The sequence below is a fragment of the Mesorhizobium sp. WSM4823 genome (genome assembly GCF_055811195.1).
The window spans coordinates 293,141-309,730 of sequence record NZ_JBVVQL010000001.1 but is presented as its reverse complement, the minus strand read 5'-3'; the positions used below and the strand labels follow the sequence as shown (position 1 = coordinate 309,730).

Sequence of the window (16,590 nt, the reverse complement as noted above, 5' to 3'; positions counted from 1 at the left end):
CAATAGCGTTGCAGAACGGGATGCGTTTCACCGCATTTTTCGTTCAGGAGGATAGGTCCACATCGGGGAAAACCATGCGCGAAGCCGACAATGACGAAATCGACCTGCGCTGTCCGCAGATCGTCGCCGACAATGCCGCCATGGGCCTCAGGCTGCACGGCATATTTGGCCGTGTCGGCACCGAATTCGGGGTTGCGCAGGCTACCGAGCTCAAGAACCGCGATAAGCTTTCGCCCTCCACCATCCAGCGCATGGTCAGCTATTTCGACCGCCATGAGGTCGACAAGAAGGACCGCAACTTCGGCAGTGAAGAAAACCCGTCGGCCGACTATATCGGCTGGCTTTTATGGGGCGGCGACGAAGGCCGGGCCTGGGCGCTCGAGCTCAAGCAGAAGATCGGCAACGCGCCCGTCTGAGCGATAACAAAGCAGCTGGAACGGAAAGGTTCGCGGGCGGTGCTTGGTAGCGTACGATGAGGCGGATCCCGGACCCGCCTCGGGACCCGCCGTGGAGTGCGGCTGACACATGCCGGTGCAGCCCCCTCCGACACCCTCCGCTCGGTACTCCGACCGAACGGCGTGGCAGGGTCTTAGCACTTGCCGTCGGCGCCCTATGTGAAGCAGTTCACAAACGATGCACTTTCCCCGGCGTAAGGGCAGCCGACCGGAGCCGGGCTAGAGCATCGGACTCAGAAGTGCGAAGCGGTTTGGGGAAAATCCGATGCTCAAACAAAGAGATAGAGCGGCGGTACGATTTGACTTGAGAGTCCGCCGCGCTAGCCAGCCCAGTCGACTTCGAACATCCCCAGCCGCTCGTAGAGCCTGACAGCGGCGGCATTCTCAACCGTGTTGGTTTTGAGATCGACATGCGCAGCGCCCCGTGCGTGAAAGGCGGCGAAGACGTGCCACATCAGCGCTTCGGCAATACCTCGGCCGCGCGCCTCGGGATGGACGGCAAGGTCTTTGACGAACGCCCGCGTCCAGCACAGCGCCGCGCCCGCCAGTCGGCCTTTGCTGTCAATGACCAGGAAACATAAAGCAGGGTCGAATTCCGCGTCGCTTGAAATCCGCGACCACCATTCGTCGAACGGCCCATCCGCGCCATCGTCGAACACGGTGGTCAGCAGCGCATGCAAAGCGAGCGCGTCGGTGGCCTCGAAGCCGCGCATGACGAAGCCTTCCGGCCAGCGCGGCGGAGCAAGCGTGTCATCGAGGATCTTGCGCAGCCTCACGTCGTTCGGCGCCGGCGGGCGCGGCTCGGACATGGCGTCTATGCCTGTCGCGCAAAAGTGCGCAGCGGTTTTGCGATACCGACATGCATCAAAACAAGAACCTAAAAGCCCGTTGCATCAACCCGTCCAAACGCGACGCGCTTTTAGGCGTCGGGCTGCAGGCGACGCCGACCACGGTCGCGGCCAAGGCCGGTTTCTTCCAGCATACCCTTGCGCTTGGCGTCGTAGTAATAGCCGCTCTGGTAGAGTCGGTCGGCGCGCTTGGCGTTGCCGCCGGACACCAGCCAGGCGCCGCGCAGATATTTTACTGCATATTTCAGATTGGTCTCGGCGTCGAACAACCCGCTCGCCGGCCCGTCATAGCCCATGCCGCGCGCAGTCGCGTGCTTGATCTGCATCAGCCCCCAATGGCCCCGATTGTAGGCCTTGGGATTGAAGGTGCTCTCGCGATTGACGACGCGGCGCACCAGATCGACCGGTACCTCATAGAAGGCGGCGTATTTCTCGATCAGCCGCTCGATCTCGCCGCGCGGCCCCGTCGAGTACTCCTTGGCAGGGCTGGTCGAAAGCAGGGCGGACGGATTCTCAGGCACGACATAGGCGGCTTGCTGAACCCCGGGCATCGTCTTGCCTGCCGAGCCAGTGACCGGCATGGCCACAGCAGCCGTCGCATAGACAGGTGCTGCGCTGGTGGGCGCGGCATCGGCCGCCATGGCTGCAGGTGCAGTTGCGGCCAGCGGAGTCGGGCCGGCAAAGGCGGCTGGCGGGGCAGGCGTCGCGGCGGGATCGACAGTCAGCGCCGCCGTCTGGACGGGCGCGACGCCGGATGATTCCGGCAGCACCGAAACCGTGTCGGGCAGCACCAGTGTAAAGCCGGCATCGCTACCGGCTGCGGCGGCGGTTTCAGTCAGGGATGGCACGGCCTTCGTCTGCGAAGTCGAGGTGCAGCCGCTGAGGCCGGCCGCAGCAAGCATCACGCCGATCGCGGGAAAGATGATTTTTGCTGGCAAGCCGCGCTCGGGTCCGGTTCGTCTGTTAAGAAAATCCTTACACCAGCGCCTTTCCCCCGGCAATCCGCAGCCTGTTGTGGACTTCGAATGGTTTTCGGGTGGCAACCGCCACCTGAAAATGCGATATCTCGTTCTCGATATGTACTGGATTCCCGTCCGTTATCGGAAAGGAGCACATCATGGAAAGCACCTCTCAAGCCACCGTCGGCCACGCGGTCTTCGAAACCGTGATCGGCTTCATGGGCATCGCCTGGAGCGAAGCCGGATTGACGAGGCTCTGCCTGCCCCAGCGCAACCGCGACGCGGTGGAACGCCGGCTCTTGCATCACGCCGGCAGCGCCGCTTCGAGCCCCCAACCGCAGTGGGTCATCGAGCTGATCGCGGCGATAAAGGCCTATGCATCAGGCGAAGACGTCGACTTCTCCGATGTGCCGGTGGATCTTACCGGCGTCGACGATTTCCGCCTCGCCATCTATGACGCTGCGCGAAAGCTCGCCTTCGGCGAGACCACCACCTATGGCGAGCTGGCCAAGCGCGCCGGCCATGCTGGGCTGGCGCGGGAAACTGGTGCTGCGCTCGGCGCCAACCCGGTGCCACTGGTCATCCCTTGCCACCGCATTCTTGCCGCCGGTGGCAAGATCGGCGGTTTTTCCGCCCCGGGCGGCTCGACCACCAAGGAAAAGATGCTGGCGATGGAAGGCGTGCGCGTCGGCCCGCCGCCTCCGGCGCAGGTCTCATTCGGCTTCTGAAACCAGGCGTAGCTAGTCGGGGAGAATACGCCGGCGGAAGCGCCGGTCTGTGTCCACCCGCTTGCATTTGTAGACGATGCAGGATTTCGTATCGGCGCTCGGCACCGAAGCGCGTGCCCTGACCTCACCCATATTGCAGAAACGCTGGCTCCGCACATAGCGGTCGTAGAGCGGCAGCCCCGGCGTGCGCGTCGACTGGTAACGCAGGATGACGGCACCTTCCCTCGCAATCGTCGCCCGCACCCTGTCGCAGCTCATGCGGCTCGGGTCATAGCGCGAGATCGCTTGCGCCTCGGCGGCCACCAGCACCAGGCAGGCGGCAAGCAGAACAGTTTTCATGGTCCTCTCCCAAAACAGGACCGGACGCTCGAAGGCGGCACGGTCCTTCCCCGCAATGTGCGCGATAACCGATGCAATCCTCCGCAACGCGCGACGTTACAAGGCTTTCACGCGATTGGGGCGGCCGTTGGGCAGCACCGCATCAGCGCCTTTTTTCGCGCAGTCTTGTTTTTTGCGCAGAAGCGGACTATATGAGGTCCATTGATATTTCGGCCGATCGATCCGGGCCTCGCGATATTCGCGTTTGCTGACGTCTATCTCCAAAATCTCGATACAAACCGGCTGGACTTCGGTTCGGTCAAGCTAAAGCAAACGTATAAGGACTATCGAAATGGCAACAGGTACGGTCAAGTGGTTTAATTCCACCAAGGGTTTCGGCTTCATCCAGCCTGACAGCGGCGGCGCGGACGTTTTCGTGCACATCTCCGCAGTCGAGCGCGCTGGGCTGTCGACCCTAGTCGAAGGCCAGAAGATCAACTTCGAGATCGAGCAGGACCGCCGCACTGGCAAGTCGTCCGCTGGGTCTCTGAGCAAGGCGGCCTGATTTTGCGAATGGCGCGCGCCGGGCGATAGCTCGGGGCGCGCGGCAAGTCACGGATGTACTGACGGTCGCGCGAGAAGCGCACCGGAGCGGAAAGATCCCGACAAGCCGAGCAGCAGATTGCTGCCGGCCCGGACGGAACGCTCCCGATCAGGCTACCAAGCATGGGAAGGCGGGATTTTGTCCCGCCTTTTTGCTGTCCGGATTTCCGATGAAACAAGCTACCTTGGCCTTATTGTGCCAATCATGGTATTTTTAGCCCATGAGCAAGCTCGAACAGATCGAAAAATCCGTTGCCGAATTTAGCCCTGAGGAACTGAAGGCGTTTGCTGCCTGGTTCGAGGGGCTGCAGGCGGATATGTGGGATCGGCAGATCGAAGCCGACGCCAAGGCTGGCAGGTTGGACAAACTTGCCGAGCAGGCACTGGCTGATCATCGCGCCGGCCGGACCCGGCCTCTGTGAATCATGTCGCCACTCCCTCATTCTGGGAGGCTTACAGCAACCTGCATCGATCAGATCCAAAGCAGATAAGCGTTTCGACAAACTGCGCTCTGATCTTTTACATCCATCGCTACATTTCAAACAAGTTGGACGCTACTGGTCGGCGCGGGTTGACCAGAGCTATCGCGCCGTTGCTGTGCGCGCGCATGAAGACATGGTCTGGTTTTGGATCGGTACTCACGCCGAATACGATCGCCTGCTGAAATAGCCGTGAGGACAGAGTTATCCCAGCCATTCGATCGGCACGTGCCCCTTATCCGCCTCGACCCGTTTCAGCCACGCCGCCACCGCCGGATAGGCGTCGAGTTGAAAGCCGCCCATCTCGGCCGTGTGCGTATAGGCGTAGAGCGCGATGTCGGCGACGCTCAAGGCATCACCGGCAAAGAACGCACTGCCCGCCAGATGCTTGTTCATCACGCCGAGCGCCTTGTTGCCGCGTTCCAGCGTCACCGCCAGCCGCTCCGGCGTCGCGTCCTTGGCCCGTTCGGGAAAAGTCAGCAGCGCCTTGCGCACCGCGATATAAGGTTCGTGGCTGTACTGCTCGAAAAACAGCCATTGATAGGCCAATGCCCGCTCGTATTTATCGACAGGCAGGAACTGCGTGCCCTCGGCGAGATAGAGCAGGATGGCGTTGGATTCGGCAAGCAGCCTGCCGTCGTCGAGCTCGAGCAGCGGCACCATGGCGTTCGGGTTCTTGGCGACATAGTCTGGCTTGCGCGTGTCGCCGGTATGCGAGCTGACCTCGACATTGGTGAAAGCGATGCCGAGCTTGGCCATCAAGAGGCGCGGCTTGTAGCAATTGCCGCTGTCGATCATCCCGTAGAGTATGGTCATCGGTGCTCCCTCGCTCTTGCGCGACAGTCCAGGCTCTATCCCGGCGCCAACGACTTGATCCAGTGATTTGTTTTGGCGCAACCATCAGCGCCGCTGATAGATCAGCCAAATAACGGCACGACGTTGTTGGTCCTGCCAAGCAATCCGTCGATCGATAGCGGCTCCTCGTCGAAAACCGTGCCGGCCAGCGCCGGCCGGCCAAGGTAAAAACCTTGTATCAGGTCGACGCCGCCGTCCAGCGCGACACGCAGATGCGTGGATTGCTCGATGCCTTCGACCAGCACCTTGGCGCCGCGGTCGTGCAGCGCCGAAACCAGCGGCCGGAAAAATCGTTCGGCGGCGGCATGGCGACAGAATTCCGCAAACCAGGCGCCGTCGATCTTGACGATGTCCGGCTGGACAAGGGCGACCCGCTCCTCCGTCGAATGCCCGGTGCCGAAATCGTCGATGGCGATGCGAATGCCGTCACGCCGCATCTCGCGCACCAGGCTGACGAGCACCTTGTCATCGGCCGCCTGCTCGGTGATTTCGCAGACCAGCATGCCGGGGTGCAGGTCGAACTCGGCGAGATGCCGGGTCATCAGCCTGATTTCGGCCAGCGCCCGCCCGGGGTCATCATTGATCAGCGGATTGTAGTTGAAAAACAGGTCGAGCCCATCGACGCCGATGTTGCGGAAATTCCGGAGATGCAGCACCCGGCACATCGTCTCGACGAACAGCCGATCCGGCACGGGTACGCCCTGGAAAAATACTGACGGCGCGACCGGCCTGCCGGCGCGGTGCGGTTCGATCAGCCCTTCGACCGCAACAGCCGTCAAAAACCTGCCGCGCGGCGCAAAGATCGGTTGATAGGCGCTCCTCAGCCGGAACGCGCCATAGACACCGTATTCGATCCCGACCTCGTCGGCGAAGATCGCCTCGCCGACATTGCGCCGCCTGTCGTGCCGCTCGGTCATGGCGCCCCCTTGCGGCCGAAAGCCCGTTTCGGCCGCAGCGAAGCCGGTACGGTCGCAGGTGCACCGCCGGCATTGGGCACTGCCGCAGGCGTCTGCCTGTCCTTGCCGAAGACGTGGAAGCTGGTCGGCGCGAGTTCCGGGCGCGCCAGCGCAAATCCCTGCACCATCGAGGCTCCCGATTTTTCGGCCAGTTCAAGTTGCCAGCCCTCCTCGATGCCCTCGAACACCGTGCGGATGCCTTGTTCTTCGAAGCTTGCCACCATGGCGGTAAGCAGCGCGAAACCGGCGCCGGACTCCATCAGTTGCGCGATCCAGCGAGCGTCGAACTTGACGATATCAGGCCTGAGCTCCTTGACGCGGTTGATATCGGACTCGTCGGCGCCATAATCGTCCACGGCGATGCGAAACCCATTGGCCCTGAGCGCCTCGACGAAATTATAGAGCGTTTCCTGCGACGCCGATTTCTGCTCGGTCACCTCGCAGACGACGCGGCTCGCATCGATTTCAGCCTCATGCAGCACCAGCCGCATGTCGCGCAGCGCCTTGTCGGCGATGCTGCGGTCGGTGAACACCGACGGATCGAAATTGATGAAGATGAATGCCTCTTGCGGCAGACAGGCGCCGGCGTTCAAAAGGTGCAGCGTCCTTGTCAGCGCCTCGATGTGCAGGCGGTCAACCGCCGGACAGCTGTCGAAAAAGCTCATCGGCGACTGCGGCTCGCCGTCGCGAAACGGCCGGATCAGCCCCTCGAATGCGGTGGCCGACAATTTGCCGTTGCTGAAGGCAAAGATCGGCTGGAAAGCGCTCCGCAGCGTATAGGCGCCCCAGACACCGCTGGCGGTGCCGTCATCATGACGGACGATATGGGCAAGTCCGATGCTGCGCGACACGGTTCCTCGCTTTGCGAGACTGGCGGAATGGGTCGTGATCCAGCCACTCGGGTTTTACCGCCGGTAAGTGAATTTATTGTTGCCGGATTTGCCGGGGATTTGGGATCTGGCTCATCCGACAATGCTTGCGCTTGTTGGAATGATGCGACATGAGAAGCCCGCGGTTGGATGGACCGCCTAAGCCCACAAGGAGCAACATCGTCATGGCCTTTCTTGCCGACGTCCTTTCCCGCGTTAAGCCTTCCGCGACCATCGCAGTGACGCAGAAAGCGCGCGAGCTGAAAAACGCCGGCCGTGACGTCATCGGGCTGGGTGCCGGCGAGCCGGACTTCGACACGCCGGACAACATCAAGAATGCTGCGATCGAGGCCATTCGCCGTGGCGAAACGAAATATCCGCCGGTTTCCGGCATCGTGCCGCTGCGCGAGGCGATCGCGAAGAAATTCAAGCGCGAGAACAATCTCGACTACCGGCCGGAGCAGACCATCGTCGGTACCGGCGGCAAGCAGATCCTGTTCAACGCCTTTATGGCGACGCTGAACCCCGGCGACGAGGTGATCATCCCGAGACCGTATTGGGTCAGCTATCCCGAGATGGTGGCGATCTGCGGCGGCACCTCGGCTTTTGCCGACACCTCCATCGACAACGGCTTCAAGCTGACGGCGGCGGCGCTGGAAAAGGCGATCACGCCCCGCACCAAATGGCTGTTGATGAACTCCCCGTCGAACCCGTCGGGCGCCGCCTATACCGAGGCTGAATTGCGCGATCTGGCCGACGTGCTGTTGAAGCATCCGCATGTCTGGGTGTTGACTGACGACATGTACGAGCACCTGATCTATGGCGACTTCGTCTTCAAGACCATCGCCGAGGTCGAGCCGAAGCTCCATGAGCGCACCCTGACGATGAATGGCGTGTCAAAGGCTTATGCCATGACCGGCTGGCGCATCGGCTATGCGGCCGGACCGGTCGCGCTGATCAAGGCGATGGACATGATCCAGGGCCAGCAGACATCAGGCGCCTGCACCATTGCGCAGTGGGCGTCGGTGGAGGCGCTGAACGGTCCGCAGGATTTCATTGCGAAAAACAAGGCGATCTTCCAGGCTCGGCGCGATCTCGTCGTGTCGATGCTCAATCAGGCGCGCGGCATTTCCTGCCCATCGCCCGAAGGCGCCTTCTATGTCTATCCGTCCTGCGCCCAGCTGATCGGCAAGACGACCAAAGCCGGCAAGGTGATCGATAGCGACGAAGCATTTTGCTCGGAACTGCTCGAGGCGGAGGGGGTGGCGGTCGTGTTCGGTTCGGCCTTCGGCCTCGGCCCGAACTTCCGCATCTCCTACGCCACATCGGAGGCGTTGCTCGAAGAAGCCTGCACGCGCATCCAGCGCTTCACCGCGTCGCTGATCTAAGGCGACCATCAAAATCGAAAATGAAACCCGGCCGCGAGCCGGGTTTCATTGGGCTCAAAAAGCCTTAGCCGCCATACTGCTCGTCCGTCACCGCCTCCAGCCAGTCGGCGTGGACGCCGTCGAGCGCCTCCTGCATGGCGATGTGCGCCATCGCCGATTTCGGGCCGGCTCCATGCCAGTGTTTTTCATCAGGCGCAAACGAGATGACGTCGCCGGCCCTGATCGCCTGTGCCGGCTCGCCCCAGCTTTGCGCGAGGCCGGCGCCCGATATGACATAGAGCGTCTGGCCCAGCGGATGTGTATGCCAGTGGGTACGCGCGCCCGGCTCGAAACTGACCATAACGGCGCGCAGCCGCGCCGGCGCTTCCTTCTCGATGATCGGCGTCTGCAACACACGGCCGGTAAAGTACTTTTCCGGCGCAATAATGGTCGGTGCGCTGCCACAGGCAATGATCTTCATCGTTGCGAATCCTCGAGCTGATGGTGGATCGGTCGGCGGCGACCGTTCCTTTTGTTGCTAGAAACGGGCACTTTCGTCCGATAGCCATCATGCTGCAACCGCTTTCGCGGCTGTTCGGCGACGGCTCTGTCGCGGGATTTGATGGGACGCCTATGCTCGCATCCGGCGGCTTCGCCGATCACGGCGCAGGCGCGGCCAGAACAAGCCGGCGCGTGCGCGGTACGCTCCATAGGCGCCGGCCAGCGCAGTGCGCGAAAACTTCCTCTCTTCGTCCATCGCAGCGATCGTATAGATGACGACGATCCCGGCGACAGGCACCACCGCCCAGATCGACCAGGTCGCGATCCCCCATCCGATCCAGAAGATGATGTAGGACGCATAGAACGGATGGCGGATATAGAAGTAAGGGCCGTCGGTCACCAAACTGTCGGGATTGTCGGCGTCGAACGCAAAGCGCAGCCGTGCCTTGCGGGAAATGGCGATCGCCCACCAGAACAGAACGGAGCTTGCCAGTTCGATGGCGAGCCCGCCGATCTTCGCCGCCACCGGCTGCCGTTCGATCCACAGGATTGCGAGAAAGAACAACGCCACGCCGATCACAACAGCCGAAACGATCATGGCGCCTGGCGGCATGGTCGGCGACTGGAAATGAGCGCGCATGGACCAGGCATATTGACCGAGCGTCGCGATGCTGGTGATCGAGACAAGAAGATCGAGCGCGCCTTCCATCACCAATGGTCCCCCCAGATTAGCTCTCGTGGATTCGTCATTGTACCCGATTGCCGCGGATAAATCCTTTCTTAACTACAAACCTAAACAACATGGTGACCTTGAGATGCGACGTTGGCCGTCAGCCAATCCGAGGGTCTAATCCAGCATGGTCGTTTCCCACCGCACGATCCGCACCCAGCAAGCGGATTTGCGCCTCAGCCAGTCGTCGGGCTCTGGCATCCCCATCGTGCTGATCCATGGCTCGGGCAGTTCGCGGGCGGTATTCGCTCGGCAGTTCGACAGCTCCCTGGCGGCTGCCCACCGGTTGATCGCCTTCGATCTTCCAGGCCACGGTGAATCGTCCGACGCCGATGACCCGGCAACCGCCTATACGATAGCCGGCCTGGCCCAATCGGCGGCTCAACTTCTCGACAGCCTGGGAATCGATCGCGCCGTCGTTTTCGGCTGGTCGCTCGGCGGACACGTTGCAATCGAGCTCGCGAGTTTTCACCAGGCGGTCGCCGGGCTGATGCTGACCGGCGCGCCACCGGTGTCGAAAGGACCGTTCGGCATGCTGCGCGGCTTTCATGCCCACTGGGACATGCTGCTCGCGTCCAAGAAAGCTTACTCGGAACGCGATGCCGAGCGCTTCGAAACCCTATGCTTCGGCGACACCGCCGATCCATCCTTCCGCCAGGCCATCCTGCGCACGGACGGCCGGCTGCGCGCCGCGGTGACGCGGGGCATGATCACCGGCAAAGGCGCCGATCAGAAACAGGTTATCGAGCAGGCCGCGTTTCCGGTCGCGATCGTCAACGGCGAGAATGACCCGTTTGTCCGGCTCGGCTATTTTGAAACGCTCGCCTACGGCTCGCTGTGGGAGCATTGCCATGTCATCCCCAATACCGGGCACGCTCCTTTCTGGGAGCGTCCGGACCTGTTCAATCCGCTGCTGGCGCGCTTTGCCGAAACGGTAGCCGAGCAAAGCAGGGACGAAGCCACGCTGGCACCACGCCGAACCTGGGCCGGCTGAAACCTGTCGACGGGGTGTTGTCCACCCTGCGTCCGTGGCCGAAACATCCGCGACGTAAGGCGAACCTCAAATCCGGGCAATCGGGTGAAGGAAAAAAATCCTGTTTGCTGCCCTGCATCGGCGGTGAAACCATTTCGTGAAGCGAAGATGGCAAGGCCGACCGGCCGCCGCGCCCTTTGGCGCGTGAAGCCAAGGTCGCGGATGCGTTCGCCGGCGTTTGAGGCAGCAAGAAAGAAGGGCGATGCGCCCACCCGATTGCCCCGAACCTCAAATCCCTTGCCCTCCCGGCTAACCCGTGGGACGATGCTTTTGGGTAGGTGGCAAACTGAAAAAAGCCCCGCCCGCGACGGTCGACAGGCCGGCCGCCGCTCCCAGGGAAACGCCTGAGTGGAGGTCAGTCATGGGAACTCGCGCCGGAGGACGACGTACGGGACCGAAATGCATTGCCATAGTCGGTCCCTTTGCAAGCGGTAAAACGACACTTCTCGAAGCCATACTGGCCCGCACCGGCGCCATTCCCCGCCAGAATCCCGTATCGTCGGGAAACACGGTTTCCGATCATTCGCCTGAGGCGCGCGCCCATGCCATGAGCGTTGAGGCGACCTTTGCCACCACCGAATTCATGGGCGAGCAGCTCACCTTCGTCGATTGTCCCGGCTCCATCGAATTCTCCTTCGAGGCAGAGCCGGTGCTCGCCGCCTGCGACATCGCCGTCGTCGTCGCCGAAGCCGACGAGAAGAAGATTCCTGCCCTGCAGCTGATCATGCGCAAGCTCGACGATCTCGGCGTTCCGCGCATCATGTTCCTCAACAAGGTCGACAAGGCCATATCAGCCGTGCGCGACACGCTGAAGATGCTGCAGCCGGCAAGCTCGGCGCCGTTGCTGCTGCGCCAGATTCCGCTGCGCAAGAACGGCGTCGTCATCGGCTCGATCGATCTCGCTCTAGAGCGCGCCTACATCTATCGCGAATATGCCGAAAGCGAGATCGCCGAGATTCCAGGTGACGACAAGGCGCGCGAGCTGGAGGCGCGCTTTTCGATGCTGGAGACGCTTGCCGATCATGACGACCAGTTGATGGAACAGCTCCTCGAAGAGATCGAGCCGCCGAAGGACGCGATCTTCGACGACCTCGCCGCTGACCTGCGTGACGGCGCGGTGACGCCGGTGCTGATCGGCACCGCCGAGAAGGGCAACGGCGTGCTGCGCCTGTTGAAGACGATCCGCCACGACGCGCCCGACATCGAGGCGACCCGCAAGCGCCTCGGCGCGCCTGACGGCAAGGCAACCGTGGTCCAGGTGATGAAGACCATTCACACTGCGCATGGCGGCAAGCTGTCGGTCTCGCGCATCCTGTCCGGCCAGCTTGCCGACGCCTCCGAGCTCTTCCTTTCGAATGGCGCCACGGCAAAAGTCTCCGGCATCTACAGAATGCTCGGCAAGGACCAGACAAAGCTCACCTCGACTACGGCCGGCGACACGGTCGCCCTCGGTAAGCTGGACGACGTCACGACCGGCCAGACGCTGAGCTCGGTCAAGGGCGGCATCAAGCCGCTGGTCACATTGGCGCCGCCGCAACCGGTCTTCGCCTTCGCGCTGCGCCCGAAGGAACGCAAGGACGAGGTGAAGATGTCGGCGGCCATCCAGCGCCTTGCCGAAGAAGATCCTTCGCTCAGCCTGCGCCACAATCAGGATTCGGCCGAAACTGTACTGTCAGGCCATGGTGAGATGCATCTGCGCGTCGTGCGCGAGCGGCTGGAAGGTAAGAACCAGATCCCGGTCGAGGGCCATCCGCCGGCCGTGCCTTATCGCGAGACGATCCGCAAAACGGCGCAGCAGCGTGGCCGCCACAAGAAGCAGTCGGGCGGCCATGGCCAGTTTGGCGACGTGGTGATCGAAATCAAACCGCTGCCGCGCGGCTCCGGCTTCCAGTTCACCGACACCATTACCGGCGGCGCCGTGCCGAAGACCTATATCCAGTCGGTCGAGACCGGCGTTCGTGATTATCTGAAATCCGGCCCGCTCGGCTTTCCGGTGGTCGATGTCGCCGTCAACCTCTCCGACGGCTCCTACCACGCCGTCGATTCGTCGGACATGGCCTTCCAGATGGCGGCAAAGCTGGCGATGAAGGAAGGCATGGCGGCCTGCTCGCCGGTGCTGCTCGAACCGGTCATGAAGGTCGAGATCGTCACGCCGTCCGACGCGACGTCGAGGATCATCGCCCTGATCCCGCAACGGCGCGGCCAGATCCTCGGCTACGATGCGCGGCCCGGCTGGCCGGGATGGGATGTCGTCGAGGCGACCATGCCGCAGGCCGAAATCGGCGACCTGATCATCGAACTGCGTTCAGCTACCGCCGGCGTGGCCAGCTATCGTGCCACCTTCGACCATATGGCCGAACTCACCGGCCGCCTGGCCGACGAGGCGTTAAGCGCCAACGGCAAGGCCGCCTGACACTGGATTTGGCGAACACAAGGAAACGGCGCCCGGAATGATCCGGACGCCGCCCTCTTGCGGACCGTCTTCGTGGGAGGCGAAACGGCAGGTCCGCCGCACATGCCGCCAGCGCCTGACGGCTTCAGCGGAAGAATGGTTCGGACGCGGTAGCCGCCTGAGCCCGGATCGTCCGAGTGATGCCCCCATCTCCCGCACGAACCACACCGCGTCCTATGATCTGCTTAGTCGATGCGGAGCGCCTGCGATATGTTACCTGAGGTTACATGTCACCGTTACGTGACAATTCGGTTGGCTTTCCCTCGGCGCCGGCAGGTTTCAGGCAACAAAAAAGCCGGATCAATGAAGATCCGGCTGAGTTTGATTGGAAGTGCCTGTTAGGGCTAACCTCCAGAGGGGAACACTCTAGGGCGCTAATGGGAGGAGAACGCGCCCAGGAGATGATATATATATGTGCTCATCATGCCCAAGAAACAAGCATCTATTTTGCAACACACACATGCAAAATGACACAGGCTGTGGTCTAACCCATTCCTTGGCCTCATAGGACCAGCAAAATCGTTGGAATGCAGGGTTTCGCGAGCCGGGAATCACAGCGGAAAAGGCGAATCAACATTAATTCTCGGTGAAAACACTGAAAACGCCGAATGGCGTGGAATCGGGCAGTTCGCGTTCATTTCTGCGGCAATCTGGCAAGGAGCCACCGGTGCGGAGAGTTTCGGCGATCGCCGGCAGCGCGTTGTTCTTCATCGCAGCACCCGGCATGGTCGCGGGATTGCTGCCCTGGTTGCTGACCCATCGCTATCGCCCGCCGTGGTCGACCCTGCCCGGCCTGGTCCCGGTCGGCTGGATCCTGATTGTCGTCGCTACGGCCTTGCTGCTTCACGCCTTCGCCCGTTTTGCCCTTGAAGAGCTGGGCACGCCCGCCCCGGTTGCGCCGACCGAACGACTGGTCATCGGCGGCGTTTACCGCCATGTCCGTAATCCGATGTACCTTGCCGTGCTGTCGATCATCTTTGGCCAGGCGCTGCTGTTTTCGAGCTGGGCGCTCGTTGCCTACGCTGTCATTGCGGCCGCGGCCATGGTCTCATTCGTGAAGTTCCATGAGGAACCGACGCTTGCCCGCCGCTATGGCGCCGATTACGAGGCCTACCGCCGCGCCGTTCCCGGCTGGCTGCCCCGCCTGACGCCATGGCGTGAGTGAGCCCGGAAACGGAACCGCTTTATTTCAAGGTATGTTGAGATTCAGGTCAGGCCGAGCCGAGAACGGGGATTCCGAGAACCGGAACGGAGCGGACGTTTGGGTCCGTGACTACCGGCCTACGCCGGCCGTAGCCTTAACTGCCGCGAACGCCCATAAGTGCTTCGGCCGGCGAAGACCGGAAGCGCAGGAAGCCCTCGTTCGCAGGCCGGCATCACCTGAATATCGACATGCCCTTAGAACGACCAGCTTCGCGCCTTGGCAATGATGAAATCGCGAAAGACATGCAGTTTCGCCTGGTTCTTCATGGCATCGGGATAGGCGAAATAGGTGTCGAAGGACGGCACTTCGGTCTCCGGCAGCAACTGCACCAGCCCTGAGTCCTTGCTGACCACATAGTCGGGCAGCATGGCGATGCCGGCGCCACCCTGTACCGCGCGCTTGATCGACAATATGTCGTTGATCTGCAGCGTCGGCACTCTTTGCCCGCCTTCGAAATCGCCGACCGTTTCGAGCCAGTTCAATTCCGACAGATGCGCCGGCACCGGCACGCCGAAGGTGACGATGCGATGGGCCTTCAACTCGGCGATCGACGCCGGCTTGCCATACTTGTTGACGTAAGAAGGCGCCGCATAGAGATGGAAATGCACGGTGAACAGGCGACGCTGGATAAGATCGGGCTGCTGCGGCTGCCGCAGCCGGATGGCGCAGTCCGCCCGGCGCATGGTGAGGTCGAGTTCCTCGTTCGCCAGGATCAGCTGCAGGCTGATCTCGGGATAGAGCTCGATGAATTCCTGCACGCGCTCGGTCAGCCAGCCGGCGCCCAGCCCCACCGTGGTCGTCACCCTGAGCACGCCGGAGGGCCGATCCTTGGCCTCGGTCAGCCGCGACTTGATCGTCTCCAGCTTCATCAGCACGTCGTGCGCCGTGCGGAACAGCATCTCACCCTGCTCGGTCAGCACCAAGCCGCGGGCATGACGATTGAACAGCGGCACGCCGACATCATGTTCGAGCGCGCTGACCTGCCGTGAAATCGCCGATTGCGACAGATGCAGTGTCTCGGCGGCATGGGTGAACGACCCAGCCTCCGCCGCAGCGTGAAACACGCGTAGCTTGTCCCAGTCCAACGCCATGATGCCCCCGTTCTGTTTTTTGGCGTCTGCCTGTTTTTAGCGCCTGAATGAAAAATCAGGCTTTTGCGCGGCTTTTCTCGGCCGCTTCCTTACTCCGCTGCTTCGCGGTGAACTTCGATCCCGGCAAGGTACTTTTCCGCCTCGAGCGCGGCCATGCAGCCGAGCCCCGCCGCCGTCACCGCCTGGCGGTAGATGTCGTCGGTCACGTCGCCGGCGGCGAACACGCCCGGCACGTCGGTGCAGGTTGAATCCGGCGCCGTCCACAGATAGCCATTCGGCTTCTGCTTCAGCTTGCCGGCGAACAGCTCGACCGCCGGTGCATGGCCGATCGCCACGAACACGCCGTCGACCGTCAGATGCATCTCCTGGCCGGTCACCACATTGCGCAGCTTCAGCCCTTCCACCGACGGCGGCAGCGGCATCTTGCCGGACTGGCCGGTGATCTCGTCGACGACGGTGTCCCAGATGATACGGACATTGCCCTTCTTGAACAGCCGCTCGCTCAAGATTCGCTCGGCGCGGAAGTCGCTGCGCCGGTGGATGACCGTCACGCTCTTTGCCAGGTTGGAAAGGTAGAGCGCCTCCTCCACCGCCGAATTGCCGCCGCCGATCACCGCGACATCCTTGCCGCGATAGAAGAAGCCGTCGCAGGTGGCGCAGGCCGACACACCAAAGCCCATGAAGGTCTGTTCGCTCGGGATGCCCAGCCATTTCGCCTGCGCGCCGGTGGCGATGATCAGGGCGTCGGCGGTATAGGTGGCGCCGGAATCGCCCTTGGCGCGGAATGGGCGCACATTGAGGTCGACCTCGGTGATGATGTCGTTGATGACGTCAGTGCCGACATGCTCGGCCTGCTTCAGCATTTGTTCCATCAGCCACGGACCCTGGATCGGATCGGCGAATCCCGGATAGTTTTCGACATCGGTGGTGATCATCAACTGACCGCCCTGCTGCAGACCGGCGACCAGCATCGGCTTCAGCATGGCGCGGGCGGCGTAGATTGCCGCCGTATAGCCGGCGGGACCGGAGCCGATGATGAGAACGGGCGCGTGCTTGGTGGTCATAGCAGAGCTTTCACAACAACCGGACGCGAATGAAGCGTCCGGCACAGGGATCGATATCGGCCCTAATCTAGGTGTTGC

General features: G+C 62.2%; 18 protein-coding genes. 8 read left to right on the top strand and 10 right to left on the bottom strand.

Annotated elements, in window-relative coordinates; genetic code table 11:
• The first annotated feature begins 74 nt into the window (after window positions 1–74).
• Window positions 75–416, top strand: coding sequence for a hypothetical protein (locus tag AC0L26_RS01500; RefSeq protein ID WP_473630927.1), 342 nt, complete (start codon window positions 75–77; stop codon window positions 414–416).
• Window positions 417–775: 359 nt separating this feature from the next.
• On the opposite strand, the gene AC0L26_RS01495 is transcribed toward AC0L26_RS01500, so the two are convergent.
• Both AC0L26_RS01495 and AC0L26_RS01490 read right to left on the bottom strand, forming a co-directional pair.
• The gene (locus tag AC0L26_RS01495; protein ID WP_473630926.1) at window positions 776–1,264 is read right to left on the bottom strand and encodes a GNAT family N-acetyltransferase; all 489 of its coding nucleotides are present in this window, start codon (window positions 1,262–1,264) and stop codon (window positions 776–778) included.
• A 110-nt stretch (window positions 1,265–1,374) separates the two neighbouring features.
• On the bottom strand, window positions 1,375–2,241 hold the full coding sequence (locus AC0L26_RS01490) for a transglycosylase SLT domain-containing protein (RefSeq protein ID WP_473630925.1): 867 nt from the start codon (window positions 2,239–2,241) through the stop codon (window positions 1,375–1,377).
• A gap of 179 nt (window positions 2,242–2,420) precedes the next feature.
• On the opposite strand from AC0L26_RS01490, the gene AC0L26_RS01485 reads away from it, so the two are divergent.
• Window positions 2,421–2,990: a methylated-DNA--[protein]-cysteine S-methyltransferase gene (locus AC0L26_RS01485; protein ID WP_473630924.1), complete on the top strand. Its 570-nt coding sequence runs from the start codon at window positions 2,421–2,423 to the stop codon at window positions 2,988–2,990.
• 12 nt (window positions 2,991–3,002) lie between these two features.
• Here the strand turns inward: AC0L26_RS01485 and AC0L26_RS01480 are convergent, their stop codons facing one another.
• Window positions 3,003–3,329 (bottom strand): hypothetical protein, encoded by a 327-nt coding sequence (locus tag AC0L26_RS01480; RefSeq protein WP_473630923.1) that lies wholly within the window; start codon window positions 3,327–3,329, stop codon window positions 3,003–3,005.
• A gap of 331 nt (window positions 3,330–3,660) precedes the next feature.
• Here AC0L26_RS01480 and AC0L26_RS01475 point away from each other — a divergent pair, with 331 nt between their 5' ends.
• Complete coding sequence (locus AC0L26_RS01475; protein WP_023678332.1) at window positions 3,661–3,873, top strand: cold-shock protein; 213 nt, start codon at window positions 3,661–3,663, stop codon at window positions 3,871–3,873.
• Between the two features lie 259 nt (window positions 3,874–4,132).
• Complete coding sequence (locus tag AC0L26_RS01470; RefSeq protein WP_473630922.1) at window positions 4,133–4,333, top strand: hypothetical protein; 201 nt, start codon at window positions 4,133–4,135, stop codon at window positions 4,331–4,333.
• A gap of 261 nt (window positions 4,334–4,594) precedes the next feature.
• Here the strand turns inward: AC0L26_RS01470 and AC0L26_RS01465 are convergent, their stop codons facing one another.
• The 3 genes from AC0L26_RS01465 to AC0L26_RS01455 form a co-directional block, all read right to left on the bottom strand.
• A complete protein-coding gene (locus AC0L26_RS01465; protein ID WP_473630921.1) occupies window positions 4,595–5,206 on the bottom strand; it encodes a glutathione S-transferase family protein in 612 nt (203 codons plus the stop codon).
• Window positions 5,207–5,307: 101 nt separating this feature from the next.
• Complete coding sequence (locus tag AC0L26_RS01460) at window positions 5,308–6,162, bottom strand: EAL domain-containing protein (RefSeq protein ID WP_473630920.1); 855 nt, start codon at window positions 6,160–6,162, stop codon at window positions 5,308–5,310.
• Window positions 6,159–7,052 (bottom strand): EAL domain-containing protein, encoded by an 894-nt coding sequence (locus AC0L26_RS01455; RefSeq protein WP_473630919.1) that lies wholly within the window; start codon window positions 7,050–7,052, stop codon window positions 6,159–6,161. Before AC0L26_RS01455 ends, AC0L26_RS01460 begins: the two co-directional genes overlap by 4 nt.
• Window positions 7,053–7,255: 203 nt before the next feature.
• Here AC0L26_RS01455 and AC0L26_RS01450 point away from each other — a divergent pair, with 203 nt between their 5' ends.
• Window positions 7,256–8,458 (top strand): pyridoxal phosphate-dependent aminotransferase, encoded by a 1,203-nt coding sequence (locus AC0L26_RS01450; protein WP_473630918.1) that lies wholly within the window; start codon window positions 7,256–7,258, stop codon window positions 8,456–8,458.
• Window positions 8,459–8,522: 64 nt separating this feature from the next.
• Here the strand turns inward: AC0L26_RS01450 and AC0L26_RS01445 are convergent, their stop codons facing one another.
• Window positions 8,523–8,918, bottom strand: coding sequence for a (R)-mandelonitrile lyase (locus AC0L26_RS01445; RefSeq protein ID WP_473630917.1), 396 nt, complete (start codon window positions 8,916–8,918; stop codon window positions 8,523–8,525).
• Between the two features lie 150 nt (window positions 8,919–9,068).
• Window positions 9,069–9,647, bottom strand: coding sequence for a methyltransferase family protein (locus tag AC0L26_RS01440; protein ID WP_473630916.1), 579 nt, complete (start codon window positions 9,645–9,647; stop codon window positions 9,069–9,071).
• A gap of 148 nt (window positions 9,648–9,795) precedes the next feature.
• Between AC0L26_RS01440 and AC0L26_RS01435 the strand changes: the two genes are divergently transcribed.
• From AC0L26_RS01435 to AC0L26_RS01425, 3 genes are all read left to right on the top strand, one after another.
• Window positions 9,796–10,662 carry an alpha/beta fold hydrolase gene (locus AC0L26_RS01435; protein WP_473630915.1) on the top strand — a complete coding sequence of 289 codons (867 nt, stop codon included), beginning with the start codon at window positions 9,796–9,798 and terminating at the stop codon, window positions 10,660–10,662.
• A 400-nt stretch (window positions 10,663–11,062) separates the two neighbouring features.
• Window positions 11,063–13,114: an elongation factor G gene (locus tag AC0L26_RS01430; RefSeq protein WP_473630914.1), complete on the top strand. Its 2,052-nt coding sequence runs from the start codon at window positions 11,063–11,065 to the stop codon at window positions 13,112–13,114.
• 706 nt (window positions 13,115–13,820) lie between these two features.
• Window positions 13,821–14,318, top strand: coding sequence for a methyltransferase family protein (locus AC0L26_RS01425; protein ID WP_473630913.1), 498 nt, complete (start codon window positions 13,821–13,823; stop codon window positions 14,316–14,318).
• A 233-nt stretch (window positions 14,319–14,551) separates the two neighbouring features.
• On the opposite strand, the gene AC0L26_RS01420 is transcribed toward AC0L26_RS01425, so the two are convergent.
• Window positions 14,552–15,448 (bottom strand): LysR family transcriptional regulator, encoded by an 897-nt coding sequence (locus tag AC0L26_RS01420; RefSeq protein ID WP_126105318.1) that lies wholly within the window; start codon window positions 15,446–15,448, stop codon window positions 14,552–14,554.
• Between the two features lie 89 nt (window positions 15,449–15,537).
• Complete coding sequence (trxB, locus tag AC0L26_RS01415; protein ID WP_473630912.1) at window positions 15,538–16,512, bottom strand: thioredoxin-disulfide reductase; 975 nt, start codon at window positions 16,510–16,512, stop codon at window positions 15,538–15,540.
• Window positions 16,513–16,590 lie beyond the last annotated feature (78 nt).